This window comes from Pseudomonas simiae (assembly GCF_900111895.1).
Lineage (GTDB): Bacteria > Pseudomonadota > Gammaproteobacteria > Pseudomonadales > Pseudomonadaceae > Aquipseudomonas > Aquipseudomonas simiae.
Window position 1 is genome coordinate 429,519 of sequence record NZ_FOKB01000003.1, and the last position, 16,063, is coordinate 445,581.

Genomic DNA, 16,063 nt, shown 5'->3' on the forward strand with positions numbered 1-16,063 from the left:
ATGGAACGGCAACTGGACGCTTACTGCGCTCACCTGCGCAACGAGCGCCAGGTGTCGCCCCATACGCTGGAAGCCTACCGGCGGGACTTGAACAAGGTCTTGGCCTACTGTGAGAAACAACAGATCAGCAGCTGGAAGGCTCTGGATATCCAGAGCCTGCGCAGCCTGATCGCGCGCCTGCACCAGGCGGGTCAATCCTCGCGCAGCCTGTCGCGCCTGCTCTCGGCGGTACGCGGGCTCTATCACTATTTGAACCGCGAAGGCCTGTGCGATCACGACCCGGCCAACGGCCTGTCGCCGCCCAAGGGCGAACGACGTCTGCCCAAAACCCTGGACACCGACCGCGCCCTGCAATTGCTGGATGGCGCCGTCGAGGATGACTTCCTGGCCCATCGCGACCAGGCCATCCTGGAGCTGTTCTATTCATCTGGCCTGCGTCTGTCGGAGCTGACTGGCCTGAATCTCGACCAATTGGACCTGGCGGACGGCCTGGTGCAAGTACTCGGCAAGGGCAGCAAGACCCGCGTGCTACCGGTGGGCCGCAAAGCCCGGGAAGCCTTGCAACTGTGGCTACCGCTGCGCCTGCTGACCAATCCCGCGGATGACGCGGTGTTTGTCAGCCAGCAAGGCCGGCGCCTGGGGCCACGGGCGATTCAAGTGCGGGTCAAGGCCGCCGGTGAGCGCGAGCTGGGTCAGAACCTGCACCCACACATGCTGCGACACTCCTTTGCCAGCCATATGCTGGAATCGTCCCAGGACCTGCGCGCGGTTCAAGAGCTGCTCGGCCACTCCGACATCAAGACCACGCAGATCTACACCCATCTGGATTTCCAACACCTGGCAACGGTGTACGACAGCGCCCATCCACGGGCCAAACGCATCAAGGGCGGCGACTCATGAGTATCAAGCTGATCACTTTCGACCTGGACGACACGCTCTGGGACAACGTACCCGTCATCATCAGCGCCGAAGCGTCGATGCGCGAATGGCTGACGGTCAACGCTGCGAAGGTCGGCGATTTGCCGCTGGAGCACTTCGCCAGTCTTCGCCAACAGGTGCTGGAGCGCCATCCCGAGCTGAAACACCGGATCAGCCTTTTGCGTCACAGGGTGTTGATGCATGCGTTTGAAGAGGCTGGTTATCCACAGCCTGAGGCCACGGAAATGGCGGATGTATGCTTCGAGGCGTTCATACACGCGCGCCACCAACTCGCCCCCTTCCCCGAAGCGGAGCCCATGCTCAAAGCCTTGCGCCAACACTTCTTGCTGGGGGTGATCACCAACGGCAATGCCGACGTGCAGCGCGTGGGCCTGGCGGACTACTTTCACTTTGCCCTGCGCGCTGAAGACATCGGCATCGCCAAGCCGGATGCGCGACTGTTTCAAGAAGCGTTGCAACGCGGTGGCGTGGATGCCAGCGCAGCGGTGCATATTGGCGATCATCCAGGGGATGATATTGCCGGGGCGCAGCAGGCGGGGCTTCGGGCGGTGTGGTTCAACCCGACGGGTAAGGTTTGGGAAGCCGATAAGCGCCCGGATGCAGAGGTTCGCAGCTTGGCCGAATTAGCGCCTTTGCTGGCTGGCTGGAAATAACGCCCATGAAAAAGCCCGCAGCGACGGCGGGCTTTTCCCTACAAGCTGGTGACTGACCTCAGATAGGTCGGCTGCCGTACTTGTTATCAGGCTTCTTCGGTGGATCTGCCACCACGTTGGCCTCGACTTCCTGCACTTTGCCGCCTTTAGCGAGGAATTCTTCCATCGCACGGGCAAGGGCATCACGCTCTTTGTTCTTGGCTTCAACGCTCGGCAATTCATCTACCGACACAGCAGCCTTGGCTTTGCCCTTGGCAGCCGGGGCAGGTGCGTCATCGCCACCGTCGTCGTCAGCCACGTCTTCCGCCGCCGCTTCCAGACCTTCTTCGGTGTCGTCGTCGTCACCTACTTCCAGGTCGTCGTTTTCCAGATCATCGTCGCTCATGTTCTACCTCATGACTTGCGAAAAGCAGATTAGTTATAGCCCAGCTTCACCTTCTGTCGACGGCTGCCGGAAAAAAATCAACATCCACGGGATAACCAGTGGCTTATGCCCCATCACCCTGCAAGGTGGCGAGGACTTTACGAGCACCGCCATGATCACGGTGCTCGCCCAGATAAACACCTTGCCAGGTCCCCATCGCCAAGCGGCCGGCCTTCACCGGCAAACTCAGCTGGCAGCCCAGGAGACTGGCCTTGAAGTGCGCCGGCAGGTCATCCGGACCTTCGTCGTTGTGTTCAAACCCGGCAAGGCCTTGCGGCACCAGCGCGTTGAAATAACGTTCGAAGTCACGGAGAACCGCCGGGTCGGCATTCTCGTTCACGGTCAACGAGGCCGAAGTGTGTTGCAACCACAGATGCAACAAGCCCACGCGACAGGCCTTCAACTCAGGCAAGCCGGCCAGCAACTCATCGGTCACCAGGTGAAAGCCCCGGGGCTTGGCCCGCAGGGTAATCAAGGTCTGTTGCCACATACAGTTCTCCGCCCATCGGCGCGCATTCTAGCGCGCTCTGGGAAAAAACAAAGTGCCGAATACGCCTACATGCCTGTAAGACATTGGCACGCGGAAAAGTGCCGGGTGAACCTCATCACAAACTCGACGAAAAAACCGACACAGCGTGTTATGACTGACAAACGCCAGGCAAAAAAATGCCCGGCAAGCCGGGCATCTTTTTTATGCGTACTTACAAGTTGTAGCCGCGCTCGTTGTGTTGCGCCAGGTCGAGGCCGACGGCCTCCTCTTCTTCGGTCACCCGCAGGCCCATGACCATGTCCAGCACCTTGAGGATGACGTAGGTCACGATCGCCGTGTAGATCACAGTGAAGCCAACGCCTTTGCACTGGATCCAAACCTGCGCGGCAACGTCAGTCACGGTGCCGAAGCCGCCCAGCGCAGGGGCTGCGAACACACCGGTGAGAATCGCACCGACGATACCGCCGATACCGTGCACGCCGAACGCGTCCAGGGAGTCGTCGTAGCCCAGCTTGCGCTTGAGGCTGGTGGCGCAGAAGAAGCAGATCACACCGGCAACCAGGCCGATCACCAAGGCGCCCATCGGGCCCACGGTGCCAGCCGCTGGGGTGATGGCTACCAGGCCCGCCACCACACCCGAGGCGATGCCGAGTGCGCTTGGCTTACCGTGGGTGATCCACTCGGCGAACATCCAGCCCAGCGCTGCAGCAGCGGTAGCGATCTGGGTAACCAGCATCGCCATGCCGGCAGTGCCGTTGGCCGCAGCCGCGGAACCAGCGTTGAAGCCGAACCAGCCGATCCACAGCATGGCCGCGCCGATCAGGGTGTAACCCAGGTTGTGCGGAGCCATTGGAGTAGTCGGGAAGCCTTTACGCTTGCCGAGCACGATGCACGCCACCAGGCCAGCCACACCCGCGTTGATATGCACCACGGTGCCGCCGGCGAAGTCCAGCACGCCCCAGTCCCACATCAGGCCACCGTTGCCGCTCCAGACCATGTGCGCGATCGGCGCATAAACCAGGGTGAACCAGATAGCCATGAAGATCAGCATCGCGGAGAACTTCATACGCTCAGCGAAGGCACCGACGATCAGCGCCGGGGTGATGATCGCGAAGGTCATCTGGAAGGTGATGAACACCGCTTCCGGGAACAGCGCTGCAGGGCCGGTGATGCTGGCCGGGGTCACGCCCGCCAGGAACGCCTTGCCCATGCCGCCGAAGAAGGAGTTGAAGTTGACCACACCCTGTTCCATACCGGTGGTATCGAACGCGATGCTGTAGCCGTATACGACCCAGAGGATGCTGATGAGGCCGGTGATAGCGAAACACTGCATCATCACCGACAGAATATTCTTGGAGCGGACCATGCCGCCGTAGAACAGCGCCAGGCCAGGGATGGTCATGAACAGCACCAAAGCGGTGGCGGTCAACATCCAGGCGGTGTCGCCGGAATTGAGGACTGGAGCAGCCACTTCGTCTGCCGCCATGGCCAGGCTTGGCATTACGATGGACAACAGGGCTCCGAGCCCTGCGAATTTACGCAGAGTCATATTGTTTTCTCCTGGGGCGTTGGGGTTTGGCGGCTTAGATTGCGTCGGTATCGGTTTCGCCGGTACGGATGCGAATAGCCTGTTCCAGATTGACCACGAAGATCTTGCCGTCACCGATCTTGCCGGTGTTGGCGGCCTTGGTTATCGCCTCGATAACCCGGTCAAGATCCTTGTCGTCAATGGCGACATCAATCTTCACCTTCGGCAGGAAATCGACCACGTATTCCGCGCCGCGATACAGCTCGGTATGACCCTTCTGCCGACCGAAGCCTTTGACCTCAGTAACGGTAATGCCCTGCACGCCGATCTCGGACAACGACTCGCGTACATCGTCCAACTTGAACGGCTTGATGATGGCAGTGACTAGCTTCATGAAAACTCTCTCCCGAATTGGTGGACTTGCCCCAGGAAAACAAACCCGTCTCAAGTCTAAGCGCAGTGCCTGGCTTTGTAACGCGTCGTCGCCTCGGCATTTGCCTTTGCGACGCCAGCGAACCACTGGTGACGAAACCTGTACCCCTGATCCGTCGGCGCACTGCATTCGTCACAGCGACTGCATCAGTGCATGGGTCATGTTCGTCTAAGCAGAAACCTTGCCAGCTCCGTAAAAATCACTGAAATCAGTCCTTTGCCCACTTATCCCCACCTGCGAGGCTTTTGGGCGACGGCAATGCGCACAAAAACAGTGCGTAGCCGCCCGACGCTCTGCGCGAAAAGCGTGCGCCCGCCGTCGTGAAAAAGACTATAGACGCTGCGTGATACACTGCCGGCCAACAGTTTTCCGGAATATTTCCCATGCTCGCGCCCAAAGACCTCCTCGACGCCCTGAGCGGCCACGCCTCTCGCCTGTTCAGCGGTGACACCCCATTGCCCCGCAATGAAATCGAAAGCCAATTCAAGGCCTTGCTGCAAAGTGGTTTCAGCAAGCTCGACTTGGTGAGCCGCGAAGAATTTGATAGCCAGATGGTGGTACTTGCCCGCACGCGTGCGCGGCTGGAGAGCCTGGAGGCAAAAGTCGCGGAACTGGAAGCGCGATTGACGCCAGCGGGCGAATAACCGGCATCAACCGGTCCCTGTGGGGCTTGCCGGCCCTCGACCGGCGCCTGCTGAAAATACAATTCAGCTTTTTACTGGTGGTGCTCGGTGGCCGCTGCAACCAACTCGCCGTGGCGTGGTGGGCCTTGCAGGAAACCGGTTCCGCCGTCGTCTTCGCCAACATGATCGCCTGCTCCATCGCGGCGCAGGTGCTGGCCCGCCCTCTGCTGGGATGGCTGGGCGACAAGTACAACAAGATCCTGATCCTCAGGCTGGTTTCCCTGACCAGCGTGTTGACCGCGCTGTTGATGTTTTTTCTGTCTGCGACGCAGCTGTTCAACCCCTGGAGCGTCGGCGCCCTGATGCTCATCAGCAGTGCCGTCGCCGGTGTGCGCGAGCCGCTGCAGTCGTCGATCATTCCATTGTTTGCGCGTGACGATCAGGTCTCACTGGCCGTGCGCACCAAAAGCATGCTGTCGTCCATTTCCAACCTGCTCGGGCCAGCCATGGCCAGCGCGTTGATTTTCAGCTTCGGTACCCCGCTGGCGTTTGCCGTCGACTTCATTGCGATGCTTGGCGCGGCAGTGTTGATCGCATCCATTCCACTCCACCTCGGCGCCAGCGCCCCAGATGAACCTGAACCGACCTCCAGCGGCTGGCGCATGATTTACTCGGGTTTCAAGGCGGTCTATGGGGTGAAGGTCGAGTTCTACCTGGCTCTTGTGGCGATGCTCGTCAACTTTGCCCTGTTTCCATTTTTTACCATCCTGCTGCCGCTGTACGTGAAGACAGTTATCCACTACCCGATCACCTACCTCGGCCTGCTGGATGCGTGCTTCGGCCTGGGCATCCTGGCGGGCAGCTACACGATCACCGGCTGGTTGACCCAACGGGTACCCCGCGACCTGTGTGTCGCGGCAGGCTTTGCACTGTTGGGGGGCAATATGTGGCTGGCCGGCGCGCTCTCATCGATAGTCGTCGTGCCCCTGGCGTTTTTCTGTGGCGGGGTGGGCCTGATGCTGATCAACATTCCGACCTCTGCCGTGAGATTACTGGCGACCCCCAAGCAGCACCGCAACCGGATCTTCGCCACCGTGTCCTTTCTGTCCGCGGCAGCCAGCCCGCTGGGCAGTTTCGCCATGAATGGCCTGATCGCCAACCTCGGTGTCACCCTGACCATCACGTCGCTGGGGGCGATGGTGCTGGGGTTGTCACTGCTGGTGTTCCTGATTCCCGATTTCCGCACCTTCATGCGTGCCCCGGACACCCAACTCAACGGCGCCTATCTGGATAAGTATCCCAACGCCTTTGCACGTTGATACGTCCTGTAAAAGTCTGATTCGTTGCCCATGCGTTCCCTCGACTACCTTTGAGAAACCGCAGGAAGCGGCCTCAATTCTTCAAGGAACGAGCATGTCCCTCGCCATCGTCCACAGCCGTGCCCAAATTGGCGTCGAAGCTCCCGCCGTCACCGTCGAGGTGCACATGGCCAATGGTCTGCCGTCCCTGACACTGGTGGGTTTGCCGGAAACGGCGGTCAAGGAAAGCAAGGACCGGGTGCGCAGCGCCATTCTCAATTCTGCCTTGCAATACCCGGCCCGCCGCATCACCCTGAACCTGGCGCCTGCCGACCTGCCCAAGGACGGCGGGCGTTTTGACCTGGCGATTGCCTTGGGAATCCTCGCGGCCAGCGTGCAGGTGCCGGCGTCGATGCTCGATGAGGTGGAATGCCTGGGAGAACTGGCCCTGTCCGGCGAAGTGCGGGCAGTGAAAGGCGTGTTGCCGGCAGCATTGGCGGCGCGCAAGGCGGGGCGCACCGTAATCGTGCCGCGGGCGAATGCGGAAGAAGCCTGCCTGGCGTCGGGGTTGAAAGTGCTCGCCGTGGATCACTTGCTGCAGGTGGTGGCACACCTGAACGGACATCAGCCTATCGAGCCCTACCAATCCGACGGATTGCTGTATCTGAACAAACCTTACCCGGACCTGAGCGAAGTACAGGGCCAGCTCGCCGCCAAGCGCGCACTGCTGATCGCGGCGGCGGGGGCGCATAACCTGCTGTTAAGCGGCCCGCCCGGCACCGGCAAGACATTGCTCGCCAGTCGCCTGCCGGGTTTGTTGCCACCGCTGAGTGAGCAGGAAGCCCTGGAAGTGGCGGCGATTCAATCGGTCGTCAGCGTGGCGCCACTCAGTCATTGGCCGCACCGACCGTTTCGCCAGCCGCATCATTCGGCGTCGGGCCCGGCGCTGGTGGGAGGCGGGTCAAAGCCGCAACCGGGAGAAATCACCCTGGCCCATCACGGCGTGCTGTTTCTGGATGAGCTGCCGGAGTTCGACCGCAAAGTATTGGAGGTGCTGCGCGAGCCACTGGAATCAGGGCACATCGTGATTTCCCGTGCCCGCGACCGCGTGAGCTTCCCGGCCCGCTTCCAACTGGTCGCCGCCATGAACCCCTGCCCATGCGGGTACCTCGGCGAACCCAGCGGACGTTGTCGCTGTACGCCGGAGCAGATCCAGCGCTATCGCAACAAGCTCTCCGGGCCGCTGCTGGACCGCATCGACTTGCACCTCACTGTGGCGCGAGAAACCACTGCGTTGAATCCTACCCAGCAGGCAGGCGATAACACAGCCGAGGCGTCGGCACGGGTCGCCCAGGCCCGCGATCGCCAACAACAACGCCAAGGCTGCGCGAATGCTTTCCTTGATCTGCCGGGGCTACGCAAGCACTGCAAGCTGGCGAAGGTCGACGAATGCTGGCTGGAAAACGCCTGTGAGCGGCTGACGCTATCCCTGCGCGCAGCCCATCGGCTGCTCAAAGTGGCACGCACCCTAGCCGACCTTGAGCACACCGATAGCATCAACCGGGCGCATCTGGCGGAAGCGTTGCAGTATCGGCCCGCGGCTGTTGGCTAGGGTGACTCTGGGAAGTCCAGCAGCAACCGCGCCACTTCCATCACTTCATCCAAGGCCGCTTCGGCCGACTCCGTGGAGGGCTGGAGCATCAGGTCGTCGGCGTAGCCCATCGCCACTGCAAAGATTTGGCGGGCAGCGCGTTGTGGCGAGTCACAACGCAGGACATTGGCAGCGACACCTCGCTCGATCACTTCGGCGAGCATGCCTTGCCATTGAGCATTGATCACCAGGTAAGCCTGGGCCATTTGCGGGTCTTGCATCGCTTCGTCCCAGGCATCCAGCCACAGCGCCCAGCCTGCATCGGCGGTGCTCGGAAGGCAGTCACGCAAAAAACCCACAAAGGCATCCAGCGGGGGGGCTTCTGCCAGAGGCGCCCGCACTTCGTCCAACTGCTCATTGGCAAACCGCACGAAGGCTTCGCGGCGCAGCTCCTTCCAATCACTGAAGTAGTGATAAACGTGGCTACGGGACAGCCCGGCATGTTCGGCCAGGTCGCGGGTGGACACATCGGCAAACCCCTTGCTGCGAAACAACTCCAGAGCGGCGGCGATGATCTGGTCTTTACGGTCGATACGCGACATGGCAATTCCTTTCGGCTCCGGCAGATAAGCGGCGCTTGCTTTTTGAGCGGTCGCTCAAGGATACTTGAGCAGTCGCTCAATAATAGCGTCTATCATCCCTTTGGTGCACCCATGACATCCGTCACGCCTCAAATCCTGATCGAAGAAAGCAAGAAAATCGGCCAGCAATCCGCCGGCCAGACCCTCAAAGCGATCGCCAAAGCCTATCCCGGCAAGCTGTTCGGCACGCTGTCATTGGTTGCATTGGAAAATGCCCTGCTGCTGGCATACCCGTTGTTTGCCGGGTTTGCGGTGGATGCAATCATTCGGGGCGATGCCAGCAACGCTCTGTTCTACGCCGCCGTGGTCCTGGCGTTCTGGGTCGTCGGCGCGGCACGCCGGGCGCTGGACACCCGAACCTTCACCCGGATCTACGCCGACCTGGCGGTGCCGGTGATTCTGAACCAGCGCCTGCAGAATCACAGCACCTCCAAGTCAGCGGCACGGGTGGTGCTCGCACGAGAGTTCGTCGACTTCTTTGAGAAACACGTGCCGATCATCGCCACGGCGCTGGTATCGATTATTGGTGCGGCGGTGATGCTGATCGTGATCGAGCCCTGGGTCGGTCTCGCGTGCCTGGGCGCACTGGTGCTGTGTATCGCGCTGTTGCCGCGCTTTGCCCAACGTAACCAAGCGCTGCATGAGCGCCTGAATAATCGCTTGGAAAAGGAAATCGGCCTGGTGGAAAAAGTCGGTGCGCCGACCCTGCGACGCCACTACCAGGTGCTGTCTCGCCTGCGGATCTGGCTGTCAGACCGCGAGGCCGCTGCGTACCTGTTTCTCGGCACACTGGCTGCCTTGCTCTTCGTGGTCGCCATCAGCCAGTTGGCCTTGTCCCCCGCAGTCAAGGCCGGTCATGTGTATGCGGTCATGACCTACCTGTGGACCTTCGTCACCAGCATGGACGAAGCCCCTGGCATGGTCGACCAACTGGCGCGCCTCAAAGACATCGGCAAGCGCGTGGACCCAGGGCTGGGCGACCGCTAGGTCTCAACGAAACCGATCCACTTCATGCCGCAGGCCCGCCGCCAGGGTCTCCAGTTCCTTGGCCGTGATCGCCAGGTTCGACACCACCTCGCGCTGCTCGCTGTTGGCCAGCGCAATGCTCTGCAGGTTGCTGCTGAGCAAAGTCGCGGTGCTGCTCTGTTCCTGGGTGGCGGTGGTGATCGCAGCGAACTGCTGACCGGCCGAGCGGCTTTGCTCGTCGATACGCGCCAGGGCCGACGCCACATCGGCGTTGCGCGACAGGCCTTCCTGCATCAATACGTTGCCGCGCTCCATGGTGCTGATGGCGTTGCCGGTTTCCTGCTGGATGCTCTGGATCATCCCGGAAATTTCGTCGGTGGCCTCACGGGTACGCGACGCCAGGTTACGCACCTCATCAGCGACCACGGCAAACCCACGACCCTGCTCACCCGCCCGTGCGGCTTCGATGGCGGCGTTGAGTGCCAGCAGGTTGGTTTGTTCGGCGATCGAGGTGATCACGCCGACGATCCCGCCAATTTCCTGGGAACGCTGGCCCAGGGTGTTGATCACCGTAGCCGTGCTGTTGAGCGCGGCGGCGATGTGTTCCAGGGACGACGACGCTTCTTGCATCGAGTTGCGCCCGATACGGGTTTGCTGGGCGTTTTCCTGGGCGAGGCGTTCGGTGCTGCCCATGTTATCGGCGATGTTCAGCGACGTGGCGCTGAACTCTTCCACTGCACCAGCCATGCTAGTGATCTCACCGGACTGCTGCTCCATGCCCTCATAAGCACCACCGGATAACCCAGACAACGCCTGGGCACGGCTGTTGACCTCTTCGGCTGCCTTGCGGATATGCGAGACCATGGTCGACAGCGCTTCACCCATCTGGTTGAAGCTGCGCGCCAACTGGCCGATTTCGTCATGGCTGGACACATTCAGGCGTACGCTCAAGTCCCCCGCACCCAGGGCTTCGGCCTGGCGCACCAGGTCGCCCAACGGCGCCAACTTGCTACGCAGCAACCAGACCGTTGCGCCGACCGCCAGCAGCATGGCAAGCACGCTGCCGATCACCAGGCGGATGCCGACGTCCCAGGTCACCGAGCGAATCTCGGCCTTGGGCATGCTCGCGACAACTGCCCACGGCCCGCCGTCGAAGGGCACAGAGACGCTGTAGAATTCTTCGTTCTTGTCCGCCCAGAAGCGACCTTTGCCTGGTGTTTTGGCCAGGTCCAACATCACTGGAACCGCCTGGTCCAGCGCCTGCACGCCAGCCGGGGGCACCAGCCAGCGCTTCTGCTCGTCCAGCAGGGCCAGGGAGCCGGTCTGGCCGATACGGAAGCGCTTGAGATTCTCGAACTGGGCATTCTGCGCATCGGTGTAGTCAAAACCGATGAACAGCACGGCGATGACCTGGCCGCTGCTATCACGCACGGGGCTGTATTGGGTCATGTAGGAGCGGTCGAACAATACCGCCCGGCCGATGTAGGTCTGCCCGCTGAGCACACGCTGATAAGCCGGGCCTTGGCGATCCAGGACCGTACCGATGGCGCGGTTACCATCCTGTTTGGTCAACGACGTGCTGATGCGGATGAAGTCTTCGCCGCTGCGTACAAACACCGTGGCCACGCCGCCGGACATCTGCTTGAACTCATCCACATCCTCGAAGTTGTTGTTCAACACCTCGCTGCCCAGATACAGGCTCGGGGTCTGCACACCGGCCACGGTCACTGGTTGGTCTGCACGCACACTCAAACCGGCACCAAAACGCTTTTCGAACAGCCCGCTCAACCGCTGGGTACTCTCGCGCAAGGTGCCGTGGAAGGTGTTGAGTTGATCGGCAAGCAAGCGCGCCTCGCTGGCCAGGTGTTCCTCGCGGGTGGCGAGGTTGGCGGAGTCGAGGGAACGCAGAGCAAACACAGTACTGCCGCTGATGACGACAGCCAGAATCACGGCGAGTGCGAGGCCTAGCTGTGAGGCTATCCGAGCGCGAGGTTGAGTCATGAAGGCTCCTGGCCGAGGCCAGGATCATCCTGATCTCATAGCGTTGCTCGGCAAATTATCTGGTGGGAAACGTTGGTGCACGATTGTTCCAACACACCTTCTTCGGCTGGGCGAAGCAATACTTGAGCGAATCACAGGGGTATCACGCAAACGATTGCACGAACGCTCTGCAACCACTCAATCGAGACGTTCGACTGAAGGCAACGCCATCGCCTTGACCTCCGCCTGGAGAAACTCCGCCAAGCGCCGCAGCCGCTCACCGCCGGGGCGGGTCTTCGGCCACACCAGGTAATAACTTTCACCACTGGCTACGGCTGTTGGCCAGGGCAGGCTCAATCGGCCCTGGGCCACGTCTTCGGCCACCATCAGCAGGTCACCCATGGATACGCCGTAACCCCGCGCAGCGGCGATCATGCCCAGTTCGAGGGTATCGAACACCTGCCCGCCCTTGAGCGACACCTGGGATGACAAGCCCATGCGCTCCAGCCAGTTGCGCCAATCACGACGGTCAGGCGTGGGGTGCAGCAACTCGGCGGTGGCCAGGCGCTCGACATCCCAGGGTCCATCCTCCAGCAGGTTGGGGGCGCCCACCGGAATCAGCAATTCCGGGAACAGATAACTGGCCTCCCAATCCGCCGGAAAATGGCCGTAGCTCAGCAGCACGGCGCAGTCGAATGGTTCCTGGTTGAAGTCCACCTCGTCCACACTCATCCAGGCGCTGGTCAGTTGCACCTCATTGCCGGGCTGCAACGCACGGAACCGGCTGAGCCGCGCCAACAGCCAGCGCATGGTCAGGGTGGACGGTGCCTTCATGCGCAGGATGTCGTCTTCGGCATTCAAGGTATGGCAGGCCCGCTCCAGCGCGGCGAAACCTTCGCGCACACCAGGCAACAACAGACGCGCCGCCTCGGTGAGCTGCAAGGTGCGGCCGCTGCGCTGGAACAAGCGGCAGGCGAAGTGCTCTTCCAATGTGCGGATGTGTCGGCTCACCGCACTTTGCGTAATAGACAGTTCCTCCGCCGCACGGGTGAAGGAATTGTGCCGCGATGCCGCCTCAAACGCGCGAAGGGCATAAAGGGGAGGAAGGCGACGTGACATTTGGCAAGCTCCTACAAGCAATGCCGTAACGTACCAGATTCATCAGGCATGAGTTTTAGTCATGTGAACGATCGCATTTATCCCTTTGTGCAATGCGCTGAGAGCGCCGAGAATCAACCCTCCCTCAACCCTTCGACTATTCGAGCGTGATGATCATGCAGCATCCGGCACGTACCGAACTCTGGGCCATTCTGCGGCTGTCAGGGCCGTTGATTGCCTCACAGTTGGCGCACATGCTGATGGTGCTGACCGACACCCTGATGATGGCGCGCCTGAGCCCCGAAGCCCTGGCCGGTGGCGGCCTGGGCGCGGCAAGCTATTCGTTCGTGTCGATTTTCTGCATCGGCGTGATTGCCGCCGTGGGCACCTTGGTGGCAATCCGTCACGGCGCGGGGGATATCGAAGGCGCCACCCGCCTGACCCAGGCCGGGCTGTGGCTCGCCTGGCTGATGGCCTTGGCGGCCGGCTTGCTGTTGTGGAACCTCAAGCCGCTGCTGCTGCTGTTCGGCCAGACCGAGACCAACGTGCACTCGGCGGGGCAATTCCTGACGATCCTGCCGTTCGCCCTCCCGGGTTTCCTGAGCTTCATGGCCTTGCGCGGCTTCACCAGCGCGATTGGCAAGGCCCAGCCGGTGATGGTGATCAGCCTCGGTGGCGCGGTGGCCAACTACCTGCTCAACCATGCGTTGATCGAAGGCATGTTCGGCCTGCCGAAACTGGGCCTGATGGGCATCGGACTGGTCACGGCCGTCGTCGCCAATGGCATGGCGTTGGCGCTGATGTGGTACATCCACCGCAACCGTACCTATGCGGCGTACCCGTTGAGCACCGGCCTGCTGCGCCTCAATACCCAGTACCTGCGCGAGCTGTGGCGCCTGGGCCTGCCGATTGGCGGCACTTATGCGGTGGAAGTCGGGTTGTTCGCGTTTGCGGCGCTGTGCATGGGCACCATGGGCAGCACGCAGTTGGCGGCGCACCAGATCGCGCTGCAAATTGTCTCGGTGGCGTTCATGGTGCCGGCGGGGATGTCTTACGCGGTGACCATGCGTATCGGCCAACATTACGGCGCTGGGCAGTTGCTGCAGGCACGCCTGGCCGGGCGCGTCGGCATCGGATTTGGCGCAGCGGTGATGTTGGGATTTGCCGCCGTGCTGTGGCTTTATTCCGATCCTTTGATCGGATTGCTTATCGACCATAACGACCCGGCCTTCCATGACGTGATCGTCCTGGCCGTCAGCCTGCTCGCTGTCGCCGCCTGGTTCGAGCTGTTCGACGGTGTGCAAACCATCGCCATGGGCTGCATTCGCGGGCTCAAGGACGCCAAGACCACCTTCCTGATCGGCGCGGGTTGCTATTGGTTGATCGGGGCACCGTCGGCCTGGCTGATGGCCTTCACCCTGGGCTGGGGACCGACCGGCGTATGGTGGGGCTTGGCGCTGGGCCTGGCGTGCGCGGCAGTCAGCCTGACTTGGGCATTTGAAGCGAAGATGAAGCGCATGATTCGGCGAGAGCCTGAAACCTACAGCACGTTGCAAGCAGCTCAGCCGGATTGAAGGCTGTAATCGGTCAGTGTGGGAGCTGGCTTGCCTGCTCCCACAGTTGATTGGGTGGGCACCCAATCAACCCAGCAAGGCCTGCTGGCTTTTCCCGAAGGTCAGGTACTCCACAAGCTCCGCCAACGGCAGCGGCTTGCTGATCAGGTAACCCTGGGCCTGGTCGCAGCCAAACAAGCGCAACAGTGCAAGTTGCTCCGGCGTTTCCACGCCTTCGGCGACCACTTCAAGGTTGAGATTGTGGGCCAGGTTGATCATGGCGTGCACCAGTTTGCGGTTCTCTTCGCGCTCTTCCATACCGCCGACAAAACTCTTGTCGATCTTCAACAAGGCGATCGGCAGGCTGTTGAGGTGCACGAACGATGAAAAGCCCGTGCCGAAATCGTCCAGGGAGAACCGAACACCGAGGCGGCCGAGGGCGTCCATGGTCTGCTTGACCAGGTCACTGCGGCGCATCACGGCGGTTTCGGTGAGTTCGAACTCCAGCCACTGTGCCTCAACGCCCCGCTCGGCAATCAGCCGGCTGAGGGTGGAGAGCAACTGGCTGTCCTGGAACTGACGGAATGACAGGTTGACCGCCATGTGCAGCGGCGGCAGGCCACGTTCGCGCAGGTCCTGCATGTCGCGCAGCGCGCGGGAGATCACCCAGTAACCCAACGGCACGATCAGGCCGCTTTGTTCGGCCAGGGGCACGAACTCACTCGGCGGCAACAGGCCACGCTCGTCGTGGCGCCAGCGCACCAAGGCTTCAAGGCCGACGATATGCCCGTCGTCGAGGTCCAGGCGCGGTTGGTAGTGCAGCTCCAGTTCGTCACGACGCAAGGCGCGGCGCAGCTCACTTTCCAGGTCGGCCAGGCTGCGCGCGTTGCGGTTGATGCGTTCGTTGAAGATATGAAAGGTGCAGCCTTGGGTGCTTTTGGCCTGCTGCATGGCGATATGGGCGTGCCACATCAGCGGGTCGGCGCCGGCGCGGGCACGGGCATGGGCCACCCCCAGGCTGCAGCCGATCAGCAGGCTTTCGCCATCCACCCAGTACGGTTCGGCCATGACTTCGGTGATGCGCTCGGCCATCCACTCGGCACGCTGGGGCGCGCGGCGGGTGTCGATCAAGAGGGCAAACTCGTCACTGCCCAGGCGCGCCAGTTGGTCCCCGACCTCAAGTTGGCTCTTGAGCCGCGAGACCACTTGCAGGATCAGCCGGTCGCCGGCCTGGTGGCCGAGGGCGTCGTTGGCGTGGCGGAAATTGTCGAGGTCCAGGTGGCCGAGGGCCAGGCCACGGCCTTCATTCTCGACCAGTCGTGCGGCGAGCAAGGTCTGGAAGCCCTGGCGGTTGGCGATACCGGTGAGCGGGTCCTGTTCGGCCAGGCGCTGCAGGGTGTTTTCCAGTACGCCACGCTCGCGGACGTGGCGCAAGCAGCGGCGCACTGTATCGGCATCCAATACATCGCGCACCAGCCAATCGCTGACGCCCAGCGGCGAAACCAGCGGTTCCTGCTCCAGCAGCAATACGCACGGCAGGCTGCAGCGGCCAGGGCCGGGCTGCAAGCTGGGCGTGGTCAACAGCACGGCGCTGTGGTCGTCATCGAACAGACGGCTCACGGACTCCCAGTTTGGTGCGCTGATCAGCACAGCCCCATCGCCCATCGGCGCCAGGCACTCGCGCAACAACGCTGCCCACGCGGGCTCATCGGCCAGCAGCAGCAAACGCAAGGGTTCGACAGGCGTAGACAAGCTAGCTCCCTAGACTCTGCAAAATTTCGTGACAGCGGGCATTATGACGTGCGGCCAGATGATCACCAATGATAGGGGTTACCAAACACGCGAA

15 protein-coding genes are annotated in these 16,063 nt (G+C 61.7%); 7 read left to right on the plus strand and 8 right to left on the minus strand.

Annotated features, from left to right (window positions below):
- Together xerC and BMZ57_RS12045 are read left to right on the plus strand one after the other, a co-directional pair.
- Positions 1-900: a tyrosine recombinase XerC gene (gene xerC, locus BMZ57_RS12040; protein ID WP_010207453.1), complete on the plus strand. Its 900-nt coding sequence runs from the start codon at positions 1-3 to the stop codon at positions 898-900.
- Positions 897-1,592 carry an HAD family hydrolase gene (locus BMZ57_RS12045; RefSeq protein WP_010207455.1) on the plus strand — a complete coding sequence of 232 codons (696 nt, stop codon included), beginning with the start codon at positions 897-899 and terminating at the stop codon, positions 1,590-1,592. Before xerC ends, BMZ57_RS12045 begins: the two co-directional genes overlap by 4 nt.
- Positions 1,593-1,650: 58 nt before the next feature.
- Here the strand turns inward: BMZ57_RS12045 and sutA are convergent, their stop codons facing one another.
- The 4 genes from sutA to glnK all read right to left on the minus strand — a co-directional run bounded on the left by sutA (position 1,651) and on the right by glnK (position 4,428).
- Positions 1,651-1,977, minus strand: a complete 327-nt coding sequence (sutA, locus tag BMZ57_RS12050; protein WP_010207457.1) for a dormancy-specific transcriptional regulator SutA — start codon at positions 1,975-1,977, stop codon at positions 1,651-1,653.
- Between the two features lie 103 nt (positions 1,978-2,080).
- Positions 2,081-2,506, minus strand: a complete 426-nt coding sequence (locus tag BMZ57_RS12055) for a secondary thiamine-phosphate synthase enzyme YjbQ (protein WP_010207458.1) — start codon at positions 2,504-2,506, stop codon at positions 2,081-2,083.
- Between the two features lie 211 nt (positions 2,507-2,717).
- A complete protein-coding gene (locus BMZ57_RS12060) occupies positions 2,718-4,055 on the minus strand; it encodes an ammonium transporter (protein ID WP_010207459.1) in 1,338 nt (445 codons plus the stop codon).
- A gap of 34 nt (positions 4,056-4,089) precedes the next feature.
- Complete coding sequence (gene glnK, locus BMZ57_RS12065; RefSeq protein WP_002555808.1) at positions 4,090-4,428, minus strand: P-II family nitrogen regulator; 339 nt, start codon at positions 4,426-4,428, stop codon at positions 4,090-4,092.
- Between the two features lie 422 nt (positions 4,429-4,850).
- Between glnK and BMZ57_RS12070 the strand changes: the two genes are divergently transcribed.
- The 3 genes from BMZ57_RS12070 to BMZ57_RS12080 all read left to right on the plus strand — a co-directional run bounded on the left by BMZ57_RS12070 (position 4,851) and on the right by BMZ57_RS12080 (position 8,000).
- On the plus strand, positions 4,851-5,111 hold the full coding sequence (locus BMZ57_RS12070; RefSeq protein WP_010207460.1) for an accessory factor UbiK family protein: 261 nt from the start codon (positions 4,851-4,853) through the stop codon (positions 5,109-5,111).
- A 26-nt stretch (positions 5,112-5,137) separates the two neighbouring features.
- Positions 5,138-6,409 carry an MFS transporter gene (locus tag BMZ57_RS12075; protein ID WP_010207461.1) on the plus strand — a complete coding sequence of 424 codons (1,272 nt, stop codon included), beginning with the start codon at positions 5,138-5,140 and terminating at the stop codon, positions 6,407-6,409.
- Positions 6,410-6,503: 94 nt separating this feature from the next.
- A complete protein-coding gene (locus BMZ57_RS12080; protein WP_010207462.1) occupies positions 6,504-8,000 on the plus strand; it encodes a YifB family Mg chelatase-like AAA ATPase in 1,497 nt (498 codons plus the stop codon).
- Here the strand turns inward: BMZ57_RS12080 and BMZ57_RS12085 are convergent.
- Positions 7,997-8,581, minus strand: coding sequence for a TetR/AcrR family transcriptional regulator (locus BMZ57_RS12085; RefSeq protein WP_010207463.1), 585 nt, complete (start codon positions 8,579-8,581; stop codon positions 7,997-7,999). The genes BMZ57_RS12080 and BMZ57_RS12085 overlap by 4 nt on opposite strands.
- 111 nt (positions 8,582-8,692) lie before the next feature.
- On the opposite strand from BMZ57_RS12085, the gene BMZ57_RS12090 reads away from it, so the two are divergent.
- On the plus strand, positions 8,693-9,607 hold the full coding sequence (locus BMZ57_RS12090; RefSeq protein ID WP_175439652.1) for an ABC transporter six-transmembrane domain-containing protein: 915 nt from the start codon (positions 8,693-8,695) through the stop codon (positions 9,605-9,607).
- Between the two features lie 3 nt (positions 9,608-9,610).
- Here the strand turns inward: BMZ57_RS12090 and BMZ57_RS12095 are convergent, their stop codons facing one another.
- Both BMZ57_RS12095 and BMZ57_RS12100 read right to left on the minus strand, forming a co-directional pair.
- On the minus strand, positions 9,611-11,587 hold the full coding sequence (locus tag BMZ57_RS12095; RefSeq protein ID WP_010207466.1) for a methyl-accepting chemotaxis protein: 1,977 nt from the start codon (positions 11,585-11,587) through the stop codon (positions 9,611-9,613).
- 177 nt (positions 11,588-11,764) lie between these two features.
- On the minus strand, positions 11,765-12,685 hold the full coding sequence (locus BMZ57_RS12100; protein ID WP_010207468.1) for a LysR substrate-binding domain-containing protein: 921 nt from the start codon (positions 12,683-12,685) through the stop codon (positions 11,765-11,767).
- A gap of 149 nt (positions 12,686-12,834) precedes the next feature.
- On the opposite strand from BMZ57_RS12100, the gene BMZ57_RS12105 reads away from it, so the two are divergent.
- The gene (locus BMZ57_RS12105; RefSeq protein WP_010207471.1) at positions 12,835-14,238 is read left to right on the plus strand and encodes a NorM family multidrug efflux MATE transporter; all 1,404 of its coding nucleotides are present in this window, start codon (positions 12,835-12,837) and stop codon (positions 14,236-14,238) included.
- 66 nt (positions 14,239-14,304) lie between these two features.
- Here the strand turns inward: BMZ57_RS12105 and BMZ57_RS12110 are convergent, their stop codons facing one another.
- Positions 14,305-15,969: a putative bifunctional diguanylate cyclase/phosphodiesterase gene (locus tag BMZ57_RS12110; protein WP_010207472.1), complete on the minus strand. Its 1,665-nt coding sequence runs from the start codon at positions 15,967-15,969 to the stop codon at positions 14,305-14,307.
- Between the last annotated feature and the right edge of the window lie 94 nt (positions 15,970-16,063).

Excerpts from the sequence above, each read along its gene's own strand:
- BMZ57_RS12105 (WP_010207471.1), top strand. The coding sequence starts at position 12,835 with ATGATCATGCAGCATCCGGCACGTACCGAACTCTGGGCCATTCTGCGG.
- BMZ57_RS12055 (WP_010207458.1), bottom strand. The coding sequence starts at position 2,506 with ATGTGGCAACAGACCTTGATTACCCTGCGGGCCAAGCCCCGGGGCTTT.
- glnK (WP_002555808.1), bottom strand. The coding sequence starts at position 4,428 with ATGAAGCTAGTCACTGCCATCATCAAGCCGTTCAAGTTGGACGATGTA.
- BMZ57_RS12080 (WP_010207462.1), top strand. The coding sequence starts at position 6,504 with ATGTCCCTCGCCATCGTCCACAGCCGTGCCCAAATTGGCGTCGAAGCT.
- sutA (WP_010207457.1), bottom strand. The coding sequence starts at position 1,977 with ATGAGCGACGATGATCTGGAAAACGACGACCTGGAAGTAGGTGACGAC.
- BMZ57_RS12085 (WP_010207463.1), bottom strand. The coding sequence starts at position 8,581 with ATGTCGCGTATCGACCGTAAAGACCAGATCATCGCCGCCGCTCTGGAG.
- BMZ57_RS12060 (WP_010207459.1), bottom strand. The coding sequence starts at position 4,055 with ATGACTCTGCGTAAATTCGCAGGGCTCGGAGCCCTGTTGTCCATCGTA.
- BMZ57_RS12070 (WP_010207460.1), top strand. The coding sequence starts at position 4,851 with ATGCTCGCGCCCAAAGACCTCCTCGACGCCCTGAGCGGCCACGCCTCT.
- BMZ57_RS12100 (WP_010207468.1), bottom strand. The coding sequence starts at position 12,685 with ATGTCACGTCGCCTTCCTCCCCTTTATGCCCTTCGCGCGTTTGAGGCG.
- BMZ57_RS12095 (WP_010207466.1), bottom strand. The coding sequence starts at position 11,587 with ATGACTCAACCTCGCGCTCGGATAGCCTCACAGCTAGGCCTCGCACTC.
- BMZ57_RS12090 (WP_175439652.1), top strand. The coding sequence starts at position 8,693 with ATGACATCCGTCACGCCTCAAATCCTGATCGAAGAAAGCAAGAAAATC.
- xerC (WP_010207453.1), top strand. The coding sequence starts at position 1 with ATGGAACGGCAACTGGACGCTTACTGCGCTCACCTGCGCAACGAGCGC.
- BMZ57_RS12045 (WP_010207455.1), top strand. The coding sequence starts at position 897 with ATGAGTATCAAGCTGATCACTTTCGACCTGGACGACACGCTCTGGGAC.